General features: G+C 52.7%; 21 protein-coding genes and 1 riboswitch. Of the genes, 12 read left to right on the top strand and 9 right to left on the bottom strand.

Annotated features, from left to right (window positions below; translation table 11 throughout):
* The 5 genes from AC1DUO_RS03520 to cspE all read left to right on the top strand — a co-directional run bounded on the left by AC1DUO_RS03520 (nucleotide 1) and on the right by cspE (nucleotide 5,879).
* Nucleotides 1–1,014: a Ppx/GppA phosphatase family protein gene (locus AC1DUO_RS03520; RefSeq protein ID WP_119261860.1), complete on the top strand. Its 1,014-nt coding sequence runs from the start codon at nucleotides 1–3 to the stop codon at nucleotides 1,012–1,014.
* A gap of 116 nt (nucleotides 1,015–1,130) precedes the next feature.
* Nucleotides 1,131–3,230, top strand: coding sequence for a prolyl oligopeptidase family serine peptidase (locus AC1DUO_RS03515; RefSeq protein ID WP_013576517.1), 2,100 nt, complete (start codon nucleotides 1,131–1,133; stop codon nucleotides 3,228–3,230).
* 191 nt (nucleotides 3,231–3,421) lie between these two features.
* Nucleotides 3,422–4,552, top strand: a complete 1,131-nt coding sequence (locus AC1DUO_RS03510; RefSeq protein ID WP_112198668.1) for an ABC transporter substrate-binding protein — start codon at nucleotides 3,422–3,424, stop codon at nucleotides 4,550–4,552.
* 196 nt (nucleotides 4,553–4,748) lie between these two features.
* Nucleotides 4,749–5,492 (top strand): DUF2076 domain-containing protein, encoded by a 744-nt coding sequence (locus AC1DUO_RS03505; RefSeq protein WP_013576515.1) that lies wholly within the window; start codon nucleotides 4,749–4,751, stop codon nucleotides 5,490–5,492.
* A gap of 177 nt (nucleotides 5,493–5,669) precedes the next feature.
* The gene (gene cspE, locus AC1DUO_RS03500; RefSeq protein ID WP_009636912.1) at nucleotides 5,670–5,879 is read left to right on the top strand and encodes a transcription antiterminator/RNA stability regulator CspE; all 210 of its coding nucleotides are present in this window, start codon (nucleotides 5,670–5,672) and stop codon (nucleotides 5,877–5,879) included.
* Nucleotides 5,880–5,944: 65 nt separating this feature from the next.
* On the opposite strand, the gene AC1DUO_RS03495 is transcribed toward cspE, so the two are convergent.
* The 3 genes from AC1DUO_RS03495 to crcB form a co-directional block, all read right to left on the bottom strand.
* Nucleotides 5,945–7,132: a multidrug effflux MFS transporter gene (locus AC1DUO_RS03495; protein ID WP_013576514.1), complete on the bottom strand. Its 1,188-nt coding sequence runs from the start codon at nucleotides 7,130–7,132 to the stop codon at nucleotides 5,945–5,947.
* Nucleotides 7,133–7,141: 9 nt separating this feature from the next.
* Nucleotides 7,142–7,798 (bottom strand): TetR family transcriptional regulator, encoded by a 657-nt coding sequence (locus tag AC1DUO_RS03490; RefSeq protein WP_013576513.1) that lies wholly within the window; start codon nucleotides 7,796–7,798, stop codon nucleotides 7,142–7,144.
* A 459-nt stretch (nucleotides 7,799–8,257) separates the two neighbouring features.
* Nucleotides 8,258–8,641 carry a fluoride efflux transporter CrcB gene (crcB, locus tag AC1DUO_RS03485; RefSeq protein ID WP_037037017.1) on the bottom strand — a complete coding sequence of 128 codons (384 nt, stop codon included), beginning with the start codon at nucleotides 8,639–8,641 and terminating at the stop codon, nucleotides 8,258–8,260.
* Nucleotides 8,642–8,707: 66 nt separating this feature from the next.
* A riboswitch (Fluoride riboswitch) is annotated at nucleotides 8,708–8,770 on the bottom strand.
* 83 nt (nucleotides 8,771–8,853) lie between these two features.
* On the opposite strand from crcB, the gene AC1DUO_RS03480 reads away from it, so the two are divergent.
* Complete coding sequence (locus AC1DUO_RS03480; protein WP_037037019.1) at nucleotides 8,854–9,276, top strand: GNAT family N-acetyltransferase; 423 nt, start codon at nucleotides 8,854–8,856, stop codon at nucleotides 9,274–9,276.
* 4 nt (nucleotides 9,277–9,280) lie between these two features.
* On the opposite strand, the gene AC1DUO_RS03475 is transcribed toward AC1DUO_RS03480, so the two are convergent.
* Complete coding sequence (locus AC1DUO_RS03475) at nucleotides 9,281–10,627, bottom strand: aminotransferase class I/II-fold pyridoxal phosphate-dependent enzyme (RefSeq protein WP_013576510.1); 1,347 nt, start codon at nucleotides 10,625–10,627, stop codon at nucleotides 9,281–9,283.
* A 210-nt stretch (nucleotides 10,628–10,837) separates the two neighbouring features.
* On the opposite strand from AC1DUO_RS03475, the gene AC1DUO_RS03470 reads away from it, so the two are divergent.
* The 6 genes from AC1DUO_RS03470 (at nucleotide 10,838) to tatE (ending at nucleotide 15,939) form a co-directional block, all read left to right on the top strand.
* Nucleotides 10,838–11,794, top strand: coding sequence for a substrate-binding domain-containing protein (locus tag AC1DUO_RS03470; RefSeq protein ID WP_041673235.1), 957 nt, complete (start codon nucleotides 10,838–10,840; stop codon nucleotides 11,792–11,794).
* A gap of 46 nt (nucleotides 11,795–11,840) precedes the next feature.
* On the top strand, nucleotides 11,841–12,635 hold the full coding sequence (locus tag AC1DUO_RS03465) for a deaminated glutathione amidase (RefSeq protein WP_013576508.1): 795 nt from the start codon (nucleotides 11,841–11,843) through the stop codon (nucleotides 12,633–12,635).
* A 199-nt stretch (nucleotides 12,636–12,834) separates the two neighbouring features.
* Nucleotides 12,835–13,743, top strand: a complete 909-nt coding sequence (locus AC1DUO_RS03460; RefSeq protein ID WP_013576507.1) for an ABC transporter substrate-binding protein — start codon at nucleotides 12,835–12,837, stop codon at nucleotides 13,741–13,743.
* Nucleotides 13,740–14,723, top strand: a complete 984-nt coding sequence (locus AC1DUO_RS03455; protein ID WP_013576506.1) for an amino acid ABC transporter permease — start codon at nucleotides 13,740–13,742, stop codon at nucleotides 14,721–14,723. The genes AC1DUO_RS03460 and AC1DUO_RS03455 overlap by 4 nt, the downstream gene beginning before the upstream one ends.
* A complete protein-coding gene (locus AC1DUO_RS03450) occupies nucleotides 14,720–15,517 on the top strand; it encodes an amino acid ABC transporter ATP-binding protein (protein WP_013576505.1) in 798 nt (265 codons plus the stop codon). The genes AC1DUO_RS03455 and AC1DUO_RS03450 overlap by 4 nt, the downstream gene beginning before the upstream one ends.
* A 215-nt stretch (nucleotides 15,518–15,732) precedes the next feature.
* Entirely contained in the window at nucleotides 15,733–15,939 is a 207-nt protein-coding gene (gene tatE / locus AC1DUO_RS03445; protein ID WP_013576504.1) for a twin-arginine translocase subunit TatE, read from the top strand.
* 97 nt (nucleotides 15,940–16,036) lie between these two features.
* On the opposite strand, the gene lipA is transcribed toward tatE, so the two are convergent.
* The 5 genes from lipA to rlpA form a co-directional block, all read right to left on the bottom strand.
* Complete coding sequence (gene lipA, locus AC1DUO_RS03440; protein ID WP_119261859.1) at nucleotides 16,037–17,002, bottom strand: lipoyl synthase; 966 nt, start codon at nucleotides 17,000–17,002, stop codon at nucleotides 16,037–16,039.
* A gap of 371 nt (nucleotides 17,003–17,373) precedes the next feature.
* A complete protein-coding gene (gene lipB / locus AC1DUO_RS03435) occupies nucleotides 17,374–18,072 on the bottom strand; it encodes a lipoyl(octanoyl) transferase LipB (protein WP_013576501.1) in 699 nt (232 codons plus the stop codon).
* A 57-nt stretch (nucleotides 18,073–18,129) separates the two neighbouring features.
* The gene (gene ybeD, locus AC1DUO_RS03430; RefSeq protein WP_013576500.1) at nucleotides 18,130–18,393 is read right to left on the bottom strand and encodes a DUF493 family protein YbeD; all 264 of its coding nucleotides are present in this window, start codon (nucleotides 18,391–18,393) and stop codon (nucleotides 18,130–18,132) included.
* A gap of 125 nt (nucleotides 18,394–18,518) precedes the next feature.
* Nucleotides 18,519–19,727, bottom strand: a complete 1,209-nt coding sequence (dacA, locus tag AC1DUO_RS03425; protein ID WP_013576499.1) for a D-alanyl-D-alanine carboxypeptidase DacA — start codon at nucleotides 19,725–19,727, stop codon at nucleotides 18,519–18,521.
* Between the two features lie 156 nt (nucleotides 19,728–19,883).
* Nucleotides 19,884–21,035 carry an endolytic peptidoglycan transglycosylase RlpA gene (rlpA, locus tag AC1DUO_RS03420; RefSeq protein WP_119261858.1) on the bottom strand — a complete coding sequence of 384 codons (1,152 nt, stop codon included), beginning with the start codon at nucleotides 21,033–21,035 and terminating at the stop codon, nucleotides 19,884–19,886.
* Between the last annotated feature and the right edge of the window lie 2 nt (nucleotides 21,036–21,037).

Below are 21,037 nucleotides of genomic sequence, written 5' to 3'. Positions count from 1 at the left end.
ATGAATTATTGGGTAAAGGGTTTTCTGGGCACCTTATTCGCGTTGAGCACATTTTCTGTGCTGGCAGAAAACTGTATCGAAACCCGCGGGGCAATTGACATGGGATCCGGCACCACCAAAATTCAGGTGGCGCAGGTTGATATTTGCCGACATCTGCCGGGAAAAGTGCTGTATGAAGACCAAAAGCCGCTGGGCTTTAATGAGGATTTGGGCAAATCCGGCAACAACCAGATCAGCGAGGCCATGCAACAACAGGGCGTGACGGCGCTGAAACAGATGGTCGATAAAGCCCGCAGCTTTCATCCGCAGCGCATTACCGGCGTTGCCACCGCAGTGTTTCGTTCAGCGGCTAACGGTCAGCAGGTCATTGACCGTTTCAACCAGCAGACACAAATCCAGCTTCGTGTGATTTCTCAGGAGCAGGAGGCGGAGCTGGGTTTCCTGTCGGCGAAGGCGGCGCTGCATGACAACACCATCAAAAATCAGGATCTGCTGGTCTGGGATATCGGCGGCGGCTCAATGCAAATGACCGCCATCCGCGAACAAAACGGTCAGCCCGTGACGGATATATATCAGGGCAAACTGGCATCGGTAACCCTGAAAGAATTCATTATCAGCGTGCTTAAAAATCAGGAACTGGATAAAGCCGCCTCGCCGAACCCGATTGGATCGCTGCGCAATACGGTGCTGCGTTACGTGAATTTCTACGCGAGGACGCACGTCAGTCCTCAAATCAAACAGGATGCGCAAACCCGCCGGGTGATTGGTATCGGCGGCGTTCATGGTTTTTCGCTGAAAGACCAGATCCATCCGGCGAACAATACTTACAGTCTGGCTGATGTAGAACGCGTGTCGAAAAATCAGGTATGGAAAGGGGACAGTGAACTTACCGGCGAATACCGCGCGACCGATGTCAGCAATTTACTGCTGGTGGAGGGCTTTATGCAGGCGCTGAATATCTCACAGGTGACGATTGTCAAAGCCAGCCTGATCCAGGGCATCCTGGTGCAATAAATTCCTGAAGCGATAAGCGACACTTTTTATCTTGAGAGTAAAAGTTATCGCTGAGAGTAAAAGCGTTGATGTAAAAGCATTCAAAATGGCTGTATTGACTGAAGGAGCAGAATGACATGACAACTGACTCAGGCACTCCCCCGCAGGATGATTTCATCTGGCTCGAAGGTTTACGCAACGAAAAAGCCCTTGAATGGGCGCGTGAGCAAAATGCCATCACGCTGGCAGCGTTTACGCAGGGTCACGATTTTGAGCCGCTGCGGGAGAAAGTGCTGGAAGGCCTGAATTCGCCGGATCAAATCCCCGGCGTGTGGAAATGTGGCAACGACTGGTACAACTTCTGGCAGGACGCGAAGAACCCGAAAGGCATTTTACGCAAGACCACGCTTGATGAATTCCGTAAAGCCGAACCTCAATGGCACACCGTACTGGATATCGATGCGCTGGGTAAAGCCGAAGGGAAGGAGTGGGTGTTTCACGGTTTCTGGAATTTAAAACCGGATTTCGGGCGTGCGTTGTTAGTGCTGTCGCCGGATGGCGGTGATGCCTCTGAAGTGCGCGAGTTTGATTTAATCACTCAGGATTTTGTGCCGGACGGTTTTTATTTGCCGGTCGCGAAAAGCCGCATCAGCTGGATTGACCGCGACCATTTGTTTGTCGCCACTGATTTTGGTGAAGGCTCAATGACCGGTTCCGGTTATCCGCGCATCGTCAAAATCTGGCAGCGTGGTACACCGCTGTGCGAAGCGGTCACGGTGTTCAGCGCAGAAAAGACAGACATGATGGCGGCGGGTTATAGCGATGCCACCAAAGGGTTTGAGCGCAATTATGTGGTGCGTGTCACCGACTTCTATCACCGTGAAGTGTTCCTGCTTGATGACGACAAAAACTTAATCAAAATCGATCTGCCGGCGGATGCCAAATTCAGTAGCTGGCGCGAGTGGATCCTGATCCAGCCTTCAAGTGAATGGCAGGTGAACGGCGAAAGCTGGCCGTCCGGTTCGTTGCTGACCATGAATTTTGACGCTTTTATGGCAGGCGATCGCACGCTGAAACCTCTGTTTATGCCGGGTGCGCATTCTTCTCTCAGCGGCGTGACGGCAACCCGTGACCAGCTCAACGGCTATTCCTACACCCGTGATCATATCATCCTCAGTATCACGCGTGATGTCGTCAACCGGCTTGAAGTGCTGACGCCAAAAGACGGCGACTGGCAGCGTGAGCCGTTCGGTAAAGTGCCGGAGCTGAGCAAAATCAATGCGTGGGGCGTGGATGATGAGACCAATGAATATTTCATGAGTGTCAGCGGTTTCCTGCAACCGGCCAGTTTGTCGCTCGGAAATCTGGATAGTGGCGCGGACGTGGAAGCCGAACTGCTGAAACAAGATCCGTCGCATTTTGATGCCACCCGTTATCAGGTCAGCCAGCATTTCGCGGTGTCCGACGACGGTACCCGCGTGCCGTATTTTGTCATCTCGCGCAAAGATGTGGCGTATGACGGCAGGAACCCGACGCTGCTTTATGGCTACGGTGGTTTCGAAGTCTCCCTTGAGCCGTATTATCTCGGGGTCAGCGGTGTGTCGTGGCTGGATCGCGGCGGCGTGTTTGTGGTGGCAAATATCCGTGGCGGTGGCGAATACGGGCCGGAATGGCATAAAGCGGCGCTGAAAGAAAAACGTCTGCGCGCTTACGAAGATTTCGCGTCCGTGGCGAAGGCGCTGATTGCCAGCAAGATCACCTCACCGGCCCATCTGGCGGCGCAAGGCGGCAGCAACGGCGGTTTACTGGTCGGCAATATGCTGACACGCTACCCGGAATTATTCGGGGCCATCGTGTGTGAAGTGGCGCTGCTGGATATGTACCGGTACACGCAAATCTCGGCTGGTGCTTCGTGGATTGCTGAATACGGCGACCCGCAGAAACCGGAAGAATGGGCGTTTATCCGTGAATTTTCGCCGTATCACAATATCGATCCGGCAAAAAAATATCCGCCGGTATTGTTCTCAACGGCGACCAGCGATGACCGCGTCGGGCCTGACCATGCACGTAAAATGGCCGCGAAAATGCAGGCGCTGGGTATCCCGCAGGTCTATTTTTACGAGAATACTGACGGCGGTCACAGCGCCGCGGCTGACAAAAAACAGTCCGCGTTTAAACGGGTGATGGTGAGCGAATTTCTGCTGCACTTTATTGGCCGTGACAAAGCCAGCGGCTGATATTGCCCGCGAGAGTCTGATGAAAAACGGGATGCCTCTGTGGTATCCCGTTAATATTTCGACATGTTTTAACTCCCTCTGTCCGCTTTAAAAACGTTGCCCCCTTCACCTTTCCTTGTTTATTATTTTGACTTCTGTTGATAACAATTATCAAAATCATTTTTCATTCATTCTCATTTTCGGGTAATCGCATGTTAAAGAATACTGCTCGCGTGCTGTCTGTTGCCGGTCTGATGGCGGCCTCCTTTGCCAGTTTTGCTACCACGTATCCGCTGACGGTCACGGACATAGCCGGTCAGAAAGTCACCATCGATAAAGCGCCGCAACGGGTCATTTTGCAGGACGGGCGCGACCTTCTGGCGCTGGCGGTGCTGGATAAAGCCAATCCTTTTCAGCATGTGGTGGCCTGGAATAACCTGCTGAAGAAAACTGACAGCGGCACCTGGGAGATGCTGAAAAGCAAATGGCCTGAATCGGCGAAAATCCTCGATATGGGATTCAGCGACAAAGGGCAGGTGGATCTGGAAACGGTGATCGCTAAAAAACCAGATCTGATGATTGCGCAGATGCGGGCGAAAGATTCACTGGCGCAGGCCGGGGTGCTGGATAAACTCGCCGCGTTGCACATCCCTGTACTGTTTGTCGATTACGAACTGGATCCGGCAAAAAACACCGCGCCAAGTATTGATCTGCTCGGCAAAGTGATGAATAAGGAGGATAACGCCCGCGCCTACACCACGTTCTATAACCAGCATTTCCAGGCTATTCAGAAAGCCGCAGAGGCGATTAAAACCAGGCCGAATGTGTTTATCGAGCCAATTGCCGGTCGCGACGACTCCTGCTGTTTCACACACGGTAATGCGGGATGGGGAAAACTGATCCAGGCGGTAGATGCCAATAACATCGGTTCCAGCCTCCTGCCGGGCGCATCAGGCACCGTTTCTCTGGAACAGGTGATCAGCATGAAGCCGGACGTTTACATCATGACCGGTTCGGCACGTCCGAAAAGTGGCTCTGTGACGCATATTCTGCCGTTTGGCTACGGTGCAGATGAAGCGGATGTGGATAAAGAAGCCAAAGTGTTGCTTTCACGCACCGGCGTGGCGCAAATCCCTGCGGTGAATGCGGGCCACGTTTACGGTATTTATCACCAGTTCTACAACCATCCGTATAACATTGTCGGGATGGAATATCTGGCGAAGTTTATTTATCCGCAACAGTTTAAAGATCTGGACCCGGCGAAGACTTACCACGACATCGTACGTAACTATACCAACCTGCCGGATCAGGATTTCATCCTTGGCTGGACACCGAAAAAGTAAGTGCTGATAATTCCCCCGCCTGTGGCCCCGCAGGCGGTTTTTCAATCCCTCTGCGCGCTTTCTGCACTAACTTTACCTCCGTCACATTTGTTGACACTCCGTTAATTTATACAAAAAACTAACTGTATTACTGTATCTGAATAACGCCGACCGGCGTCGCTCCTGACGCAGTACGACATATCAACAAGGTGAATTTATGCAATCTGAAGAACAGCGTTTAATTGACGGGCTTTTTAGTCGCTTACAACAGGCTGAGTCCAACACGGCACCGCGTGATGCGGAAGCTGAACGTGTGATTCAGGCCCATATTCGTCAGCAGCCATCTGCCCCGTATTACATGGCGCAGGCAATGATTATTCAGGAAGCGGCGCTGACCAAACTGAATGCGCAGGTACAAGAATTGCAACAGCAGGTTCAGCAGTTGCAACAACAGGCGCAGACGGCCAAACCGCAAAGCACCGGTTTTCTGGCTGGCTTGTTTGGCGGTGGCACGTCTCAGCCTGAACCGCAACGCCAGGCGTCGCAGGGCAGCCAGCCCATTCCCGGTACACAAGGCTGGGGAAGTCAGCCTCAGCAACAGCAATATGCCCAACAGCCGCAACAGCAGGCACCGGCACAAGCTGCACCCCAGCAGCCGGGTTTTCTGGGCAGTGCATTGCGCACGGCGGCGGGCGTCGCGGGTGGGGTGGTGCTGGCGGATATGCTGACCGGCATGTTCCATCACAGCCAGCCGCAGGAAATCGTCAATATCATCGAAGAACCGCCAGTGCAGGATCTCAATCCTGCCGACAGCAGCTTCCTCGATAACAGTCAGGGTTTCGACAGCAATCAGCCGTCATGGGAAGATGCGTCGCTGCGTAATGACAATTCGGATTTGGGGTTTGGAAATGATGACTTCAACACTGATGATTTCAACAATGATGATGACTCATTCTTCTAACCGGTTGATGTCATAAGGCTATTAAGGGGCTTTTTGGCAGCAGAAAAAAGCAGCAGAAGGTGAAGAGTGAGAGGTTTATCGCTTATTGCCATCAGAATTCTGGACAAAAGCCAAATCTGTTGCTGTACTGTGTTTGACACACATTTTGTGTCCAACATTCACGTAAAGGTAAGTTTGATGTCTAAGATTAAAGGTAGCGTTAAGTGGTTCAATGAATCTAAAGGTTTTGGTTTCATTACCCCTGAAGATGGCAGCAAAGATGTTTTCGTTCATTTCTCTGCTATTTCCAGCAACGGTTTCAAAACCCTTGCTGAAGGCCAACGCGTAGAGTTCGAAATCACCAATGGTGCCAAAGGCCCGTCGGCTGCTAACGTTATCGCTATCTGACTTTAGCCGATTTATTGAAAAACCCGCCGAAGCGGGTTTTTTTTTGCCTGCCGTTCGCCAGAACCTTATGCCGGTTTACGCACCAGCGTCACGAACATCAGGATGGCAATCGCGTAGCAGCCGAGAATGGTCAGCCCCATCGACAACGCCGGATGGCTGCCGAAACCCGTTACCGGTACGGCAACCGCCCCGAGCGCAAACATACACACGCCCAGCAGGGCAGACGCGCTGCCTGCATTTTTCCCCTGACTTTGCATCGCCAGCGAGCCTGCATTCGGGCTGATAATCCCGATCACCATCACCGAGAAGAACAGCGGCACCAGTAACATCACGAGTGGCGCATTCAGGCTGGCGGCAATCACCAGCGCCACTGAGGCCACTGCGGCGATGCACAAACCGGCCTTGACCAGCGCCATTTCGCCGAAGCGGCGGCTCAGACGGGTAGACACCTGTGCGGAAATCACCAGGCCGATGCCGTTAATCGCAAAGCACAGGCTGAACATCTGCGGGCTGAGATGGTAAATCTGTTGCAGCACAAAAGGTGACGCGCCGATATACGCGAACATCCCGGCCATAATAAAGCCCTGTGTCAGGCACAGCCCCATAAACGGACGATGTTTCAGCAGGCTGAATACCGAGCCCAGCATGCTGAAAATACCGCCCCCTGAACGGCGTTCGGGCGTTAAGGTTTCATGCAGTTTTAGCGAGGAGAAGCTGAACAGTAAGATGGCAATAAACGCCAGTACGCCGAATATTCCCCGCCAGTTAACCCAGTGCAGCATTGCGCCGCCCAGTACCGGGGCGATGATCGGTGCCAGCCCGTTCACCAGCATCAGCAACGCAAAAAACCGTGTCAGTTCGTGCCCGTTATACAAATCCCTTGCCACCGCGCGTGACAATACCGCGCCACCGGCACCGGCGATCCCTTGCAACAGACGAGCGACAATCAGCTGACTGATGTCCTGTGCCACCGCACACCAGACCGAGGCAGCCAGCAATAACGCCAGTGACCATAACAGCGGGCGCATACGGCCATAGCGGTCGCTTAGCGGGCCGAACAGTAACTGGCCGAAACCGAGGCCGAGTAAACCGGCGGTCAGGCTTAACTGCGCGCTGGCGGTGGACGTATTCAGGTCGCCAGCCATCTCCGGCAATGCCGGTAAATATAAATCCGTACATAACGGCCCGAGTGCGGCAAGCGAGCCGAGAACAAGGGCGTAACCGAGGCGTTTTTCGTGCAGGTGAGCGCTCATGGTAAAAGTTTATTCCAGTTTGCTGGTGGTTAAATCCGTTTCGAAGAGGCTCCGGAAGTAGCGATGGTATAAGGCTTCCAGAATCTCAGCGTCGGCGTGAACAGTCGTCAGGCGACGAAAAGCCGTGCCTTCGCAAATGACCGCTAATGATTCGACTTTTGCGGTCATTTCAGCATCGGAAAATTGCGGGAAGGTGGCACTGAGGAGCGTTTTTGCTTCGTTAAAAAGCTGTTTTTCGGAGTCACGCCAGATTTTTTCCACGATCGGATTGCGGGTCGCTTCTGCGGCGACTTCCAGCATCAGCGCGTGGTCAATTTCGGCCTGCTCTTTTTGTTCGATGCACTGATCTTCTTTATACGGCGCGCTTAAATTGCCAATCCGACGGTGCGCCAGGTTATGAGCCACCTGCTGCAAATTATGCGCGTTGCCGGTCATCAGCCTGATTTTTTTCATCACTATTCGCCGCACGATATCTTCGATGATCGCATCTTTATTGGCGAAGTAGCGGTATATCTGCCCCACACTGAGCTGTGAAGTTTTAGCGATTTCAGCCATACCGGCACCGTGGAAACCATGCTTGCGAAAACACAGGCGGGCGGCGGCAATAATCTGGTCGCGTCGGGCGCTGATGCGCGCATCTTTAGTGCATTGTTGTGGGTGAAGCATGAGATACCCGATAATGTGACTGATGTAGGTTGCGAACGATCATTCTCAAGTATAGGCAATAAGGAGGAACAGGTAAATATTTGTATTATGAATGAAATAAAAAGTGGCGTTTCGTTTCAGCGCAATTAAGCGTGACGCACAAAGGCAAACGGCGCAATCCAAAGGAATGCGCCGTTTACGGGAAAGGGGGGCTGCGGGTCAGGCGGGGCTGTTAAGCAAAGTATGCCTGTAAAAAAGCCACAACTGTCAGAACACAGAGGGCAACAACCAGGAACTCAGAAGACGTTTTTGGAACAGAAAACATGTCATACCTCAAAGATAAACCAGAGTGAACTGACGCTATTATCTGCAGATAAGATGAAGGAAACATTAAGATACGGCGGGAGGAGGTGAACCCGCGTCACAGATTTATCACAGCGATGCCTTTTGTCATTAAAAAGGCATCGCCGGAGGATAGGATCAGTGTGCGCTGAACCAGCTGACCAGCATAAACGCCAGTAATGTCATGGCCAGTGAGCCGGCCAGATTCAGCGCCATGTTCAGCAGGGCGGCACCAAAGCGACCATCCTGTAGCATGTAAACCACCTCCAGAGAGAAGGTGGAGAAGGTTGTCAGGCCACCGCAGAAGCCGGTGGTGATCAGCAGCTTCCATACCGGGTCGATATGGGTCAGGCGGGTGAAAATCGCGATGCCCAGGCCAATGATAAAGGCGCCGACCAGATTCACGGTCAGGGTGCCGGCGGGCAGTAGCGGACTCATTCCGTTCATTTTGAGACTGACATACCAGCGCACAACGCTGCCAATACCACCGCCAATAAAGACTGCAAGTAAGGTGCTAAACATAGTGATACCTTAAAAAATAGATGAAATTCAGAAAGGCCCGGGCATGACGCTACGAACCTCTCGCGAGATTGCGCAGACATCATCAGCCGGTAAAGGCGGTTTGGGAGGAATGTCATCTCCACAGTGCAAAGTAATGCAGGCGCTCAGTTTACATTGTGTGATGGCGCTTGTGTAGACGCGTTTCGGAAACAGTTTGTGAAAAGGAAAAGGCGATGTTAATCAGAGAAGGTACCGTGCAGGATGCGCCAGTTCTGGCGCAATTGCTGGGGGATTTGGATTATCCCAACAGGTCTGAAGCGATAGCAGAACGTGTGGCAAAAATGGCCGTGAACCCGGACAGCCGCCTGTTAGTGGCCGAAACAGAAGGTCAGGCTGTCGGGTTTATTTCGTTGCATTTCATTCCGCAAATTGCGCTGGCTGGCGAATTTTGCCGTATCAGTTATTTGTGCGTCAGCGATCACGCGCGTGGCAGCGGTATTGGCCAGAAATTGCTGGATGAGGCCGAACGTCTGGCAGCGGACCGGGGGTGTGACCGGATGGAAGTTCACAGCCATACCCGCCGTGTACGCGCCCACACTTTTTATGCGCGTGCGCAGTACGAGGAATCGCCAAAGTATCTGCTGAAAAAACTCTGAATGATCAGACATCCAGCGCCAGCACGATAGCGTCGGCGATCAGATCAACCTGCTCCGGTTTCATCTGACTGGTGCTGATACGGATAAATTGCCCCGGCCCGATGCGGCTGCGCTCGCCGGGCAGAACCGCGATACCGCGCGCGGCCATCGTTACCAGCGCAAACTGTTCCGATGGCACCGGGATCCACATCGCCAGTCCGTCGCGGTCGGGGATATTCACGCCGCGAATGCGCAACGCATCGGACATGGCTTTGCGTCGCTCCGCATACACTTTTTTAGCCTGCGTAATCCCTTCCTGCGTTTTCGGATCGTTAATCAGCCACGCCAGCGCTTCCTGCAAAATACGGCTCGACCAGCCGGCACCAAAGTTACGGAATGATTTGATTTGTTTGATTAAATCCACCGATCCCGAAATCACCGCTAGCCGCAAATCCGGGCCGTACGCTTTGGAATAAGAACGGACATGCACCGTGCGGTCCGGCAGTTTGCTGCCCATACTCAGCGGCGCGTAACGTGACAACTGTCCGATTCCGTCATCTTCAATAATCAGTGTGTTACTTTGGCTGAGAATGTTGGCCAGCGCAGCATAACGTTCTGCGTTAATCGCATGGCCACAATGCGAATGGGTACGTGGCTGAAAAATAAAGGCTGAAGGATTTTTCAGCAGTGCCTGACTGAGTGATTCCGGCGTGGGGCCGAATTCGTCGCACTTCACCGGAATGACCTGCGCACCGAGATTGTCCAGCATATCCAGCAGGCGTGTGGCAGTCGGGTCTTCAATTGCCACCACCGAACCCTGCATCAGCAGGGTTTGCAGCGTCAGGTTCATGCCGTCAAATCCGCCATCCGCCGCCATAAAAGCGGGGGCGTCATAAGGCCAGTCCTGGCGTGCGGCCTCAAGCAGCGACGGCGCGATAGCCTCACGCTGATAACTGTTCAGATTGTCTGCGCCAACACCGCGCTGCATGGCTTCGTGCAAGTCAGGCAACAGTGCCGGATCCGGCGATGACAGCGCCAGATCCGCAATAATATGCTCACCAAAATTGCCGATTTTCTCGAAGCGTGCCGGTCGTGGAGACAGCATGTCGCCGCACACCCAGACGCCGTTTCGCCCCCGCCCGGCGATCACTTTCTGACGTCGCAACTGACCCCAGGCGGCTGAAACCGTGGCCGGACTGACGCCCAGCGCCTGCGCGAGTTCACGCACGGCGGGAAGATGCGTACCAATCTCGATCACACCGGATCGGATCATCGCTGCGGTTTCAATCGCAATGCCCCGCATGGAACGATCCTGTAATTGCGTCGCTAACCATTCTGCATCCAGCGTTTTTTCGAGAGAGTTTTCTGTCATTTTTTTGCCTTTTGTTCAGTAACAAAGATTCTATTGTACATATTAATTTATGCCATTAGTATCAAACTTAGCCAACACAGGCGATAAAATAATCATCTTGCCGTGAAGATGATGGCCTTAGTAAAAGAATTTGGTGTGTTTTCGGGCAGGTTTGTAAACGCACAGTTGTTTTTCTGCATATCAACCATGCTGACACTTAAGGGGAAAGATGTGACGATTACCATCAGGCTGGCGGTTCGTGACTGGGATTATTTTACGCCGCTGGCATTAGGCGATCTTAAACCGGAAGGGTTTAATCTCGAGATAGACCGCGTGGGCACTTTGGTTGATAACCTGGGGACCAGCGATAAATACGATGCGGGTGAAGTGTCTTTCAGCCGTTATGCACAAGGGCGTGCGCGGGGCGAATCTGATTTACTGGCGATACCGCATTTTCTGATGCGCGGCTTCCGTCAGCGCTGCATCATCACCCGTGAAGACAGCCCGCTGACCGAACTTTATCAACTGGCCGGTAAACGTATTGGCCTGACCGGCTGGCAGGATTCCGGCAATACCTGGACCCGCACGTTGCTGGCACTTGAAGGTGTGGGCATTGAAGATGCGAACTGGTATGTCGGCCGCCTGACCGAAGCGCACCCGATTGTTGACCGTCTGGCCGGTTTTGGCCGCGAAGGGCGCATCGAAGCCGTGCCGGAAGAACGTCCTATGATGGAGTTGTTACAGGAAGGCTGGCTGGATGCGGTATTTACACCGTTTATGCCTGAGGGATTCTTCAAGCCTGATTCCGGTTTCCGTCAGTTCCAGCCGGATTTTCGTGCCGCCGAACTGGCCTATTTCAACCGCGTCGGGTACATCCCGGGCATCCACCTGCTGGCAATCAAACCTGCGCTGGCCGAAGAGCATCCGTGGTTACCGCAGGCGCTGAGCGAAATCATCGATCGCTCTTATGAAGTCTGGATGGATAAGCGCGCGAAATATGCCGATACCACGCCATGGTTGCTGGATGATTTACGTCGCACTGTGGTCGATTTACCTGCGGACTGGAATGCAAACGGTTACGCCGCCAATGAAAAGATGATCGACGATTTTGCGCAGGAATTACATGCCCAGGGGCTGACTGCCAGGCGCCTGACGCCGGGAGATTTGTTCCCGAACTTTGCTCAGTAACACTTAACCGATCGCTTTCACAAGTAAGCGACGGGGGGAGTCAAAAATGAAAGTTGCATTAGGTCAGTTTGCGGTTTCCCGTGAATGGGAAGCCAACGTCGAAACCTGTCTTTCGCTGATGGCGAAATCTGTCGAAGCGGGCGTGGATTTGCTGGTGCTGCCGGAAGGCATTCTGGCGCGTGACATTACCGATCCGGATTTGGTTTTAAAAGCAGCACAACCTCTGGATGGCCCGTTTGTCAGTCAGTTGCTGGCGGCCAGTCGTGGCAATCAGATGACCACCATGATGAGCGTGCATACGCCTGCACCGGATGGCCGTGCATATAACGTGCTGATTTCAATCCGTAATGGCGAGATTATTTCTGAATATCAAAAGTTGCATCTTTATGATGCGTTCTCCTCTCAGGAATCAAAAAATGTCACGGCGGGTGACGAAATACCGCCGCTGGTGAATGTCGCCGGGTTTAACGTCGGCCTGATGACCTGTTATGACGTGCGTTTCCCGGAACTGGCGCGGCGTCTGGTGCTCGACGGTGCCGATGTACTGGTGCTGCCTGCCGCGTGGGTGAAAGGTCCGCTGAAAGAAATGCATTGGGAAGTGCTGGTCACGGCACGCGCACTGGAAAACACCACCTATATGGTGGCCGTGGGTGAATGTGGCGAGCGCAATATCGGCAACAGTATGGTGGTCGATCCGTTGGGTGTGGCTATCGCCCGCGCAGCCGAGGCCCCGGCACTGGTGTTTGCCGAGCTGGATAAAGATCGTCTGGCGCATGCCAGAAAAGTGTTACCGGTGCTGGCAAACCGTCGTTTTGGTTTACCGCAACTGCGTAACGACTGAGTCTGTGCGCGGCCGGTCCTCAACGGCTGCCTCAGCGCTCATGCAGTACCGCGCCCTCACCAGGGGATGCGTTTGTTTTTTCTATAGATAAACAGCCATAAAAAGAAAAACCCGGAAAGTTGCCACGGAAGGTAATCACTATAAAACCACAACATTCATAAACTCACAGACCGACTTTTTACACAGAGGAAACAAGAGAATGATGGCAAAACAACTTCGTCAGATTGCTGTACTGACCGCTGCATTACTTTCCGTATCTTCCATAAATGCCTTTGCTGCTGAAAACGTGACAATCCCGACTCAGACGATGGATCCGGCGATCCACGCAAAATTACCTGCGGATATTCAGAAGTCAGGTGTGATGACCTCTGTGAATAACGGCTCTTTCCCTCCGTATGAAATCGTGACCAGCGCCAACGGTCTGGATGGCGCGAGTGCGGATCTGGCGCATGCGCTGGCACAAGTCATGGGGGTAAAAATAGAGCATGCTTCCGTGAGCGGCTTATCCGGCATCCTCAGCGGCATGGCCGCAGGACGCTACCAGATGGGCATCGGCCCGATCGGCGATTATCCTGATCGTCAGGCGAAAAATGATTTCATCGATTTCGTCAAAGAATATGTCGTCTTCGGGGTGCGCAAAGGTAACCCGGAAAACATCAATTCCCTTGATGATACCTGCGGTAAACGCATTGCCGTGATGGCGGGGGGATCGGCTGAACAGGTTATCCGTAAGCAGTCTGATGTGTGTGTCAAAGACGGCAAACCGGCCGTGACTGTACAGTCATTTGCCGATCAGCCTACGTCGATTCTGGCGGTTCGTTCTAACCGTTCCGACGCGTTCTTCTCTTCTCAGGCACCGCTGACCTATTTTGTGGAAAAAGCCAACGGTCAGCTTGAACTGACCGGCACCGGCAAATCCAACGGCTTTGGCGATATCTTCCAGGGGACGGTCGTCGCCAAAGACTCACCGGTTCGTGACGCGATCCTCGCCGGTTATCAGAAACTGTTCGACAACGGCACGTACGCCATCATCATGAAAAAATGGGGTCTGGAAGGCAATATGATTTCAGCACCGGGCATTAACCTGGCAAAGGCGCAGTCTAAATGACGGATAAATCGTATAGTTCAACGCCGGCAGTCAAGGACGACTATACGCAGGATCCGCGACGTAACGTTGAGTTTTCCCACGCACCGCGTAACTACGGCCGCTGGATTGCCTGGATAGTGGTGTTGCTGATTGCCGCTGATGTGGTTTGGGCCGTTTCGCACAACCCGAACTTCGAATGGCATGTGGTGGCGCAGTGGTTCACGGAAGGGTCGGTGATCAAAGGTCTGGGCGTCACGCTCGGCCTTACCGTGGTGTCGATGCTGCTCGGTGTGTTCATCGGGCTGATGCTGGCGATTGCCCGTTTGTCTGACAGCCTGTTGCTGAGAAGATTAGCAGGGCTGTATATCTGGTTCTTCCGCGGTACGCCGCTGCTGGTACAGTTATTGTTCTGGTACAACATGTCGACGCTGTTCCCGCGCGTGGTACTCGGCGTCCCGTTTGGCCCGGAGTACATGAGCTGGAATACCAATGATCTGATCACGCCGCTGACTGCTGCCATTGCCGGTCTGGCGCTGAATGAAGCGGCATATATGGCAGAAATCATTCGGGCAGGCTTGCTGTCAGTCGATAACGGTCAGGCGGAAACCGCGCAGGCATTTGGCATGAGTCGTGGCCGTGCGCTGCGCCGGATCATCATTCCGCAGGCCATGCGTTCGATTATTCCGCCGACCGGTAACCAGCTGATCAGCATGATTAAAGCGACGTCGCTGGTCAGCGTTATCGCGATGGGCGATTTGCTGTATTCCGTGCAAACGGTCTACAACCGGACCTTTGAAGTGGTGCCTATGCTGATGGTGGCGGTGATCTGGTATCTGTTTATCACGTCATTGCTCAATCTCGGACAGTCTGCGATTGAACGCTATTATTCCCGCGGTACACGCCGGACGTTGCCAAATGCCAAACGGCGTCAGAGCAATGCGGAAGAAAAAACCGCGCCGATCATCAATTCACCGGGCATGGCCCAAAAGGAGGACTTATGAGTCAATTGCCCGCTGACGTACAGTCATCCGGACAAGCATCACTGGTGGTCGCCCGTAATGTGCATAAAAGTTATGGTGATAACGAAGTGCTGAAGGGGATTGATCTGGATGTGAAACCCAGCGAAGTGGTGGTGATCCTCGGGCCGTCGGGTTCAGGTAAATCGACATTCTTGCGCTGTATAAATCATCTGGAAGATATTGATCGCGGTTCCATTATGGTCGGTGGCGAGCAAATCGGTTATGAACTGCGCGGAGACCGTCTGCATAAACTGCCCGAACGGGCGATTGCGCGGCAACGCCGGGATATCGGCATGGTATTCCAGCAATTCAATCTTTATCCGCACATGACCGTATTGCAAAACATCATTGAAGCGCCGGTTGGTGTGCATAAAGAAAGCCGTCATGAAGCGGAGAAATATGCGCGTGAATTGCTGCAAAAAGTCGGCCTGAGTGATAAAGCGAATGCCTACCCGCGTCATCTTTCCGGTGGTCAGCAACAGCGCGTTGCTATCGCCCGTGCGCTGGCGGTGAAACCTAAACTGATGTTGTTCGATGAGCCAACGTCCGCACTCGACCCTGAACTGGTGGGCGAAGTGCTGGCTACCATGCGGGATCTGGCAAAGCAGGGGCTGACGATGATTGTGGTGACGCATGAAATCGGTTTTGCAAAAGAGGCTGCAGATCGCGTGGTGTTTATGGATCGCGGCGTTGTCGTTGAGCAGGGGGCAGCGGATGATGTTCTGGTCAATCCGAAACATCAGCGGACACAGGCTTTCCTGAGCCGCTTTATCTGATCCGAAATCAAGTTTGCAGGTGGTTTGCTGTAAATAAAGACAGAAGTCCTTTATGGGCGTGCTGTTCACGCTCATAATAACTCACTCTGGTCACAATGCGCACAGTTGCGGATCCGTTCTGTTACATTTTCGGGTTGTATTAACGTCGCGAATGGCCGTTAATAACGGCAAATTGTCACTGCTGTTTTCCAGCACTCAGTGTAAAGAAGGTATGTATGGAAGGTTTAAGTATTACTAAATTGTTGGTGGTCGGCGTGCTGATCGTTCTGTTGTTCGGTACCAGCAAACTGCGTTCTCTGGGCGGTGACCTGGGCGCGGCACTGCGTGGCTTTAAGAAAGCCATGAACGATGATCCGGCTCCCGCTTCTGCTGAAAAAACCGCAGAAGAAAAGCCAGCTCAACGTGTTGAGCACAAAGACTGAGTTTTCAGAACGCCAGTCTCCGGCCTCTTAGCAAACGAAAAAGGTTGTTCTTGCGAACAACCTTTTTGTCTTTCTGAAGCGAAAAAGTAACGAGATATTACTTAACTTCTAACCCTTTGGCTTGCAGGTCGGCGTGATAAGAAGAACGCACGAACGGACCGCAGGCTGCATGGGTGAAGCCCATTTCCATCGCTGCTTCTTTCATCTGATCAAACTCTTCAGGGCTCACATAACGCTGCACCGGAAGATGGTGACGGCTTGGCTGTAAGTACTGGCCGAGTGTCAGCATCGTTACGCCATGACGACGCAGATCGCGCATCACTTCGATAATTTCTTCGTTTGTTTCGCCCAGACCCACCATCAGACCTGATTTGGTTGGAATTTCCGGGTGCGCTTCTTTAAAACGTTGCAGCAGCGTCAGGGACCACTCGTAGTTAGCACCCGGACGAACCTGGCGGTAAACACGCGGCACGTTTTCCAGATTGTGGTTAAACACGTCCGGCGGGCTGGCGTTAAGAATTTCCAGCGCACGATCCATACGTCCACGGAAATCTGGTACCAGCGTTTCGATTTTGATGGTCGGGTTTTTTGCACGGATAGCCGTAATACAATCCGCAAAATGCTGAGCACCGCCGTCGCGCAAGTCATCCCGGTCAACCGAGGTGATCACGACATAACGCAGACCCATATCAGAAATAGTCTGTGCCAGTTTTTCCGGCTCGTTGATATCAGGTGCGGTTGGACGACCATGTGCCACATCGCAGAACGGGCAGCGACGGGTACAAATGGCACCGAGGATCATGAACGTTGCGGTACCGTGGTTGAAGCACTCGGAAAGGTTAGGGCAGGCCGCCTCTTCACAAACGGAATGCAGGCCATTCTTGCGCAGTGCTGATTTAATGCCCTGAATTTTTGTTGAGTCGGCAGGCAGTTTGATTTTCATCCATGCCGGCTTACGTAACATTTCCTGCCGGTCACTGACCACGGTTTTCACCGGAATTAACGCCATCTTATCTGCATCGCGGTATTTGACGCCGCGTTCCATCTGAATCGGTTTACTCATAATCTTGCAGCTTCCAGGTTTGTCACTCGTTATCCGAGTTTTTTCAGGACATTCAATGAACTGGCTGATTCATCAAAAAAAGTAGAAATAATGCGGAAATTATATCATTGAAGCATCCCTTCGTTCAGCCCTTCGTCATGACCGGAAGTGCTAAATGCTGCAATTTTTTAACCTTAAACAGGAAGGGTTATCAAAAAAGGAGTCATTAATTGAATGTAATATTTTGAAAATACTGATTATTTTAGCGGTTCGCTGAGGGGGCTGATGGGGTGTTAATGGTGTGTAAATATTTTCTCGCGCTCCCGATAAATGACAAAAACACGAGGTACGCGAGAAAAGATCAATACAGCCGTATCAGCTCTGCCCAAAAATCACGGCGGAGAAGGGGCGTAATGTTCTATCTGCCAGGGCAGATAATCAACCTGCTGATAATCAAGGCGATGGTTGAAGGATTTCACCAGAACCGGCATCACCTGATCGACCGTCAGCCCCGGTTTTTCGAGGCTAACCTGCGTCATTTCAAGGCCAGCATAACCACAGGGGTTGATGCGGTGGAAAGGCTCCAGATCCATATCAATATTTAATGCCAGGCCGTGTAACGAACAGCCTTTGCGGATGCGTAACCCTAGCGAACAAATCTTTTTGCCATCGACATACACGCCCGGCGCGTCCGCACGCGGATAAGCGTCGATAGAGAAGTGTGCCAGCGTATCCACCACCGTTTGCTCAATTGCCGTCACCAGTTGACGGACACCGAGTTTTTTTCGTTTTAAATCCACCATCACGTACATTACCTGCTGACCGGGACCGTGATACGTCACCTGACCGCCGCGATCGCTCTGGATAACCGGAATATCACCGGGCATCAGAACATGTTCAGCTTTGCCTGCCTGACCCTGCGTAAAGACACGGTGATGCTGAACCAGCCAGATTTCATCAAGCGAGTCGGCATTTCGGTGCTCAGTAAAATGGTGCATGGCCAGAGAAACCGGTTCATAGGGCTGAAGACCAAGCTGGCGCAGTACGATACGTTCTTGCGGATTTTGTGATTGCACGGCAGTTATCGTCATTGAAGAGGGGGAAAACGCGCGACAGTGTGACTCCCGCGCGGATCGGTCAGAAAGGGCTTACAGCACCATGCGGACAATTTCGATATTGCCCAGTTCATCGTACAGGGTTTCGACCTGGTCGATGTGAGTCGCAGTGATCGTAATCGAAACGGAGTGGTAATTCCCTTTACTGCTCGGTTTTACCTGAGGATTGTAATCGCCAGGCGCATGGCGTTGCACGACTTCCACAACCTGGTCTACCAGCTCGGGTTGTGCCAGGCCCATTACTTTGTAGGTAAAGGGACAAGGGAATTCGAGCAGTTCGTTCAGTTTGGTTTTCATGTGCACTCCAGCGTGTTGTACAGCGTATTAAGTGTTGTCTCTGAAAGTATAACTCCCGCCGTAGCGGGAGCTATAATCTATACCGGTTATATGGGGATTGTTGCAAACTTTTTCAAGCGGGCAACTTAGCCAAACCAGTGGTGGAACATCAGTTTGATGTAATCCACGATGCGACCGAAGAAGCCGCCTTCTTTCACTTCGTTCATGACCACCAGAGGGCGCTCATCAATGGTTTTGCCATCAAGCTGGAAATTGATCGACCCAACCACCTGATTTTTCTGCAAGGGCGCATGCAGTTCCGGTGTGTTCAGCACGTAGCTGGCTTTCAGATCTTTCATACGACCACGTGGGATCGTCAGGTAAGCATCTTTCTCAACGCCCAGTGCGACGCGGTCGGTATCACCGAACCAGACAGGTTCTGACGCGAACTCTTTACCGGCTTTCAGCGGAGAAACGGTTTCGAAGAAACGGAAGCCCCAGGTCAGCAATTTTTTACTTTCAACTTCACGGCCTTTATACGTATGACCGCCCATCACTGCGGAGATCAGACGCATCTGGCCTTCTGTCGCAGAAGCTACCAGGTTATAGCCCGCTGAATCAGTATGACCGGTTTTAATGCCGTCAACATTCAAGCTGTTATCCCACAACAAACCGTTACGGTTCATCTGGCGGATATTGTTGAAGGTGAATTCTTTCTCTTTGTAGGTGGCATATTCTTCCGGTACATCACGGATCAGCGCCTGACCAATCAGCGCCATATCGCGGGCTGAGCTGTACTGGCCAGCGGCATCAAGACCATGAACGGTGCCGAAATGGGTATTTTTCAGACCCAGAGAGTTCACGTAATTGTTCATGATGGCAACGAAAGCATCCTGACTTCCGGCCACATGGTCAGCCATTGCCACACAGGCGTCGTTACCGGATTGCAGAATGATCCCGCGGTTGAGCTCAGAAACCGGTACACGGTCGCCGGGTTTGAGGAACATCAGGGAAGAGCCCTTGAACACCGGATTGCCGGTTGCCCAGGCGTCCGGACCCACGGTAACGATGTCGGTCGGAGAGATTTTGCCGGCTTTGATGGACTGACCGATAACATAACTGGTCATCATTTTAGTCAGGCTGGCTGGGTCGCGGCGCGCATCGGCATTCATTTCTGCCAGAACTTTGCCGGAGTTGTAGTCGATCAGGATATAGGCTTCAGCATCAATCTGCGGAACGCCAGGGATCATTGTTTTTAAATTAACATCGTCGGCATAGGCGGACGCTGCACTCAGAGTGATTACGGTGCCAAATGCGAGGCTTTTGACTAAACGTGAAGTATTTACAAGTTTCATGATCGGGACAACAACATCCGTGGGAGTAAGTGATAAACGTGCGCCACTATAGCAGAAGAGTCATAAGTCAGACATCTTCGATTACCGGCGCTTACTGACTTTTACTTATAAGACAGGGGACTTATAAGAACGGGGCCGATGCCCCGTATTTTGAGATTACATGCCAGCAGTGACGAAAGACTGCTGCTGAGCTTCGCTGGCCAGTCGCTGTTTCAGCTGTTCGGCCTGCTGGCGGGTGGTGAACGGACCAAGCTGCACGCGATAGGTGCTGCCATTGGCCTGTACTTTACCGGGTACAGAGAAGCGCTGGCTGAGGCTTTTTTGCCACAGTTGCGCGTTCTGAGGATTACTCAGTGCGCCAACCTGTACCATAAATCCCGAGGAAGGAATGGCAGTGGTATGCGCAGGCGCTGCGGAGGCCGCAGCTGCTGCTACCGGTGCGGCACTGGCGACAGCAACCGGTGCTGTTACCGGTTCGCTGCCTTCTAACACACCCTGACGCAGAGGTGTTGGCGCGCTCAGAAACCCGCCGCCGCTGCTGTTACCGGACATCGTGGTCGCTGCTGGCGCAGAGGCTACGGCGCCGTTGTTATCTTCGTCATTCGTTAATGGCGCAGCATTAGGATTACTCAGGGTGCTGTTACTGATCGGGCGTACATCTGACGTATTCGGCGGCTCTGCTGTCAGCGTAGGCGTCCCCATATTGCTGGCGCCTAAACTTGGACGAGACGGTAATGCATAAGATTGTTTGGCGACGGTCGTACCAATAGTCCCCGGGCCGGAAAGCGTGCCGTCAGGCGCAACGTTGATAAAATCAATGCGTACTTTGGTGCTGTTGGTCAGGTTCAGACGGTCTGCCGCAGCCTGAGACAAATCGATAATTTTGCCCGGCACATAAGGGCCACGATCGTTAACACGCACGACCAGCATGCGTCCTGTCGCCATGTTGGTGACGCGGACATAGCTTGGGATCGGCAATGTCGGATGCGCAGCGGTCATGGCTGTCGGGTCGAATTCTTCACCGAGCGCGGTAGTGTTGCCTCCATTCTCCTGACTGTACCAGGCCGCTTGCCCCACCTGCGAAAAGTTGGACGGGTCTTTGATGATCTTATAGGTTTTACCGTTAACGGTATAATTCTGCATCGTGCCCTGATTATAAGGTTCGTAACGCGGATCAGCCCCGCCGATTTCTACCACAGGGCCATTGTAGGCTTGCTGCGGTGCCGGTTGTTGTTGCTGTGTATCTTCAGTGGCACAACCACTTAACAGCAAACCGATAATGACAGCTCCAAGCCACTCCTTACGCATTG

Source organism: Rahnella sp. P4_A8 (genome assembly GCF_056402435.1).
The sequence above is the reverse complement of the archived record's forward strand: the minus strand, read 5'-3'. Positions and strand labels throughout refer to the sequence as shown.

Coding starts and splice junctions, on each gene's coding strand:
- AC1DUO_RS03450 (WP_013576505.1), top strand. CDS start 14,720: ATGAGTCAATTGCCCGCTGACGTACAGTCATCCGGACAAGCATCACTG.
- AC1DUO_RS03475 (WP_013576510.1), bottom strand. CDS start 10,627: ATGACAGAAAACTCTCTCGAAAAAACGCTGGATGCAGAATGGTTAGCG.
- AC1DUO_RS03505 (WP_013576515.1), top strand. CDS start 4,749: ATGCAATCTGAAGAACAGCGTTTAATTGACGGGCTTTTTAGTCGCTTA.
- AC1DUO_RS03495 (WP_013576514.1), bottom strand. CDS start 7,132: ATGAGCGCTCACCTGCACGAAAAACGCCTCGGTTACGCCCTTGTTCTC.
- AC1DUO_RS03515 (WP_013576517.1), top strand. CDS start 1,131: ATGACAACTGACTCAGGCACTCCCCCGCAGGATGATTTCATCTGGCTC.
- AC1DUO_RS03480 (WP_037037019.1), top strand. CDS start 8,854: ATGTTAATCAGAGAAGGTACCGTGCAGGATGCGCCAGTTCTGGCGCAA.
- dacA (WP_013576499.1), bottom strand. CDS start 19,727: ATGAAACTTGTAAATACTTCACGTTTAGTCAAAAGCCTCGCATTTGGC.
- tatE (WP_013576504.1), top strand. CDS start 15,733: ATGGAAGGTTTAAGTATTACTAAATTGTTGGTGGTCGGCGTGCTGATC.
- AC1DUO_RS03520 (WP_119261860.1), top strand. CDS start 1: ATGAATTATTGGGTAAAGGGTTTTCTGGGCACCTTATTCGCGTTGAGC.
- AC1DUO_RS03465 (WP_013576508.1), top strand. CDS start 11,841: ATGAAAGTTGCATTAGGTCAGTTTGCGGTTTCCCGTGAATGGGAAGCC.
- AC1DUO_RS03455 (WP_013576506.1), top strand. CDS start 13,740: ATGACGGATAAATCGTATAGTTCAACGCCGGCAGTCAAGGACGACTAT.
- AC1DUO_RS03490 (WP_013576513.1), bottom strand. CDS start 7,798: ATGCTTCACCCACAACAATGCACTAAAGATGCGCGCATCAGCGCCCGA.
- AC1DUO_RS03460 (WP_013576507.1), top strand. CDS start 12,835: ATGATGGCAAAACAACTTCGTCAGATTGCTGTACTGACCGCTGCATTA.
- AC1DUO_RS03510 (WP_112198668.1), top strand. CDS start 3,422: ATGTTAAAGAATACTGCTCGCGTGCTGTCTGTTGCCGGTCTGATGGCG.
- lipB (WP_013576501.1), bottom strand. CDS start 18,072: ATGACGATAACTGCCGTGCAATCACAAAATCCGCAAGAACGTATCGTA.
- lipA (WP_119261859.1), bottom strand. CDS start 17,002: ATGAGTAAACCGATTCAGATGGAACGCGGCGTCAAATACCGCGATGCA.
- ybeD (WP_013576500.1), bottom strand. CDS start 18,393: ATGAAAACCAAACTGAACGAACTGCTCGAATTCCCTTGTCCCTTTACC.
- cspE (WP_009636912.1), top strand. CDS start 5,670: ATGTCTAAGATTAAAGGTAGCGTTAAGTGGTTCAATGAATCTAAAGGT.
- crcB (WP_037037017.1), bottom strand. CDS start 8,641: ATGTTTAGCACCTTACTTGCAGTCTTTATTGGCGGTGGTATTGGCAGC.
- rlpA (WP_119261858.1), bottom strand. CDS start 21,035: ATGCGTAAGGAGTGGCTTGGAGCTGTCATTATCGGTTTGCTGTTAAGT.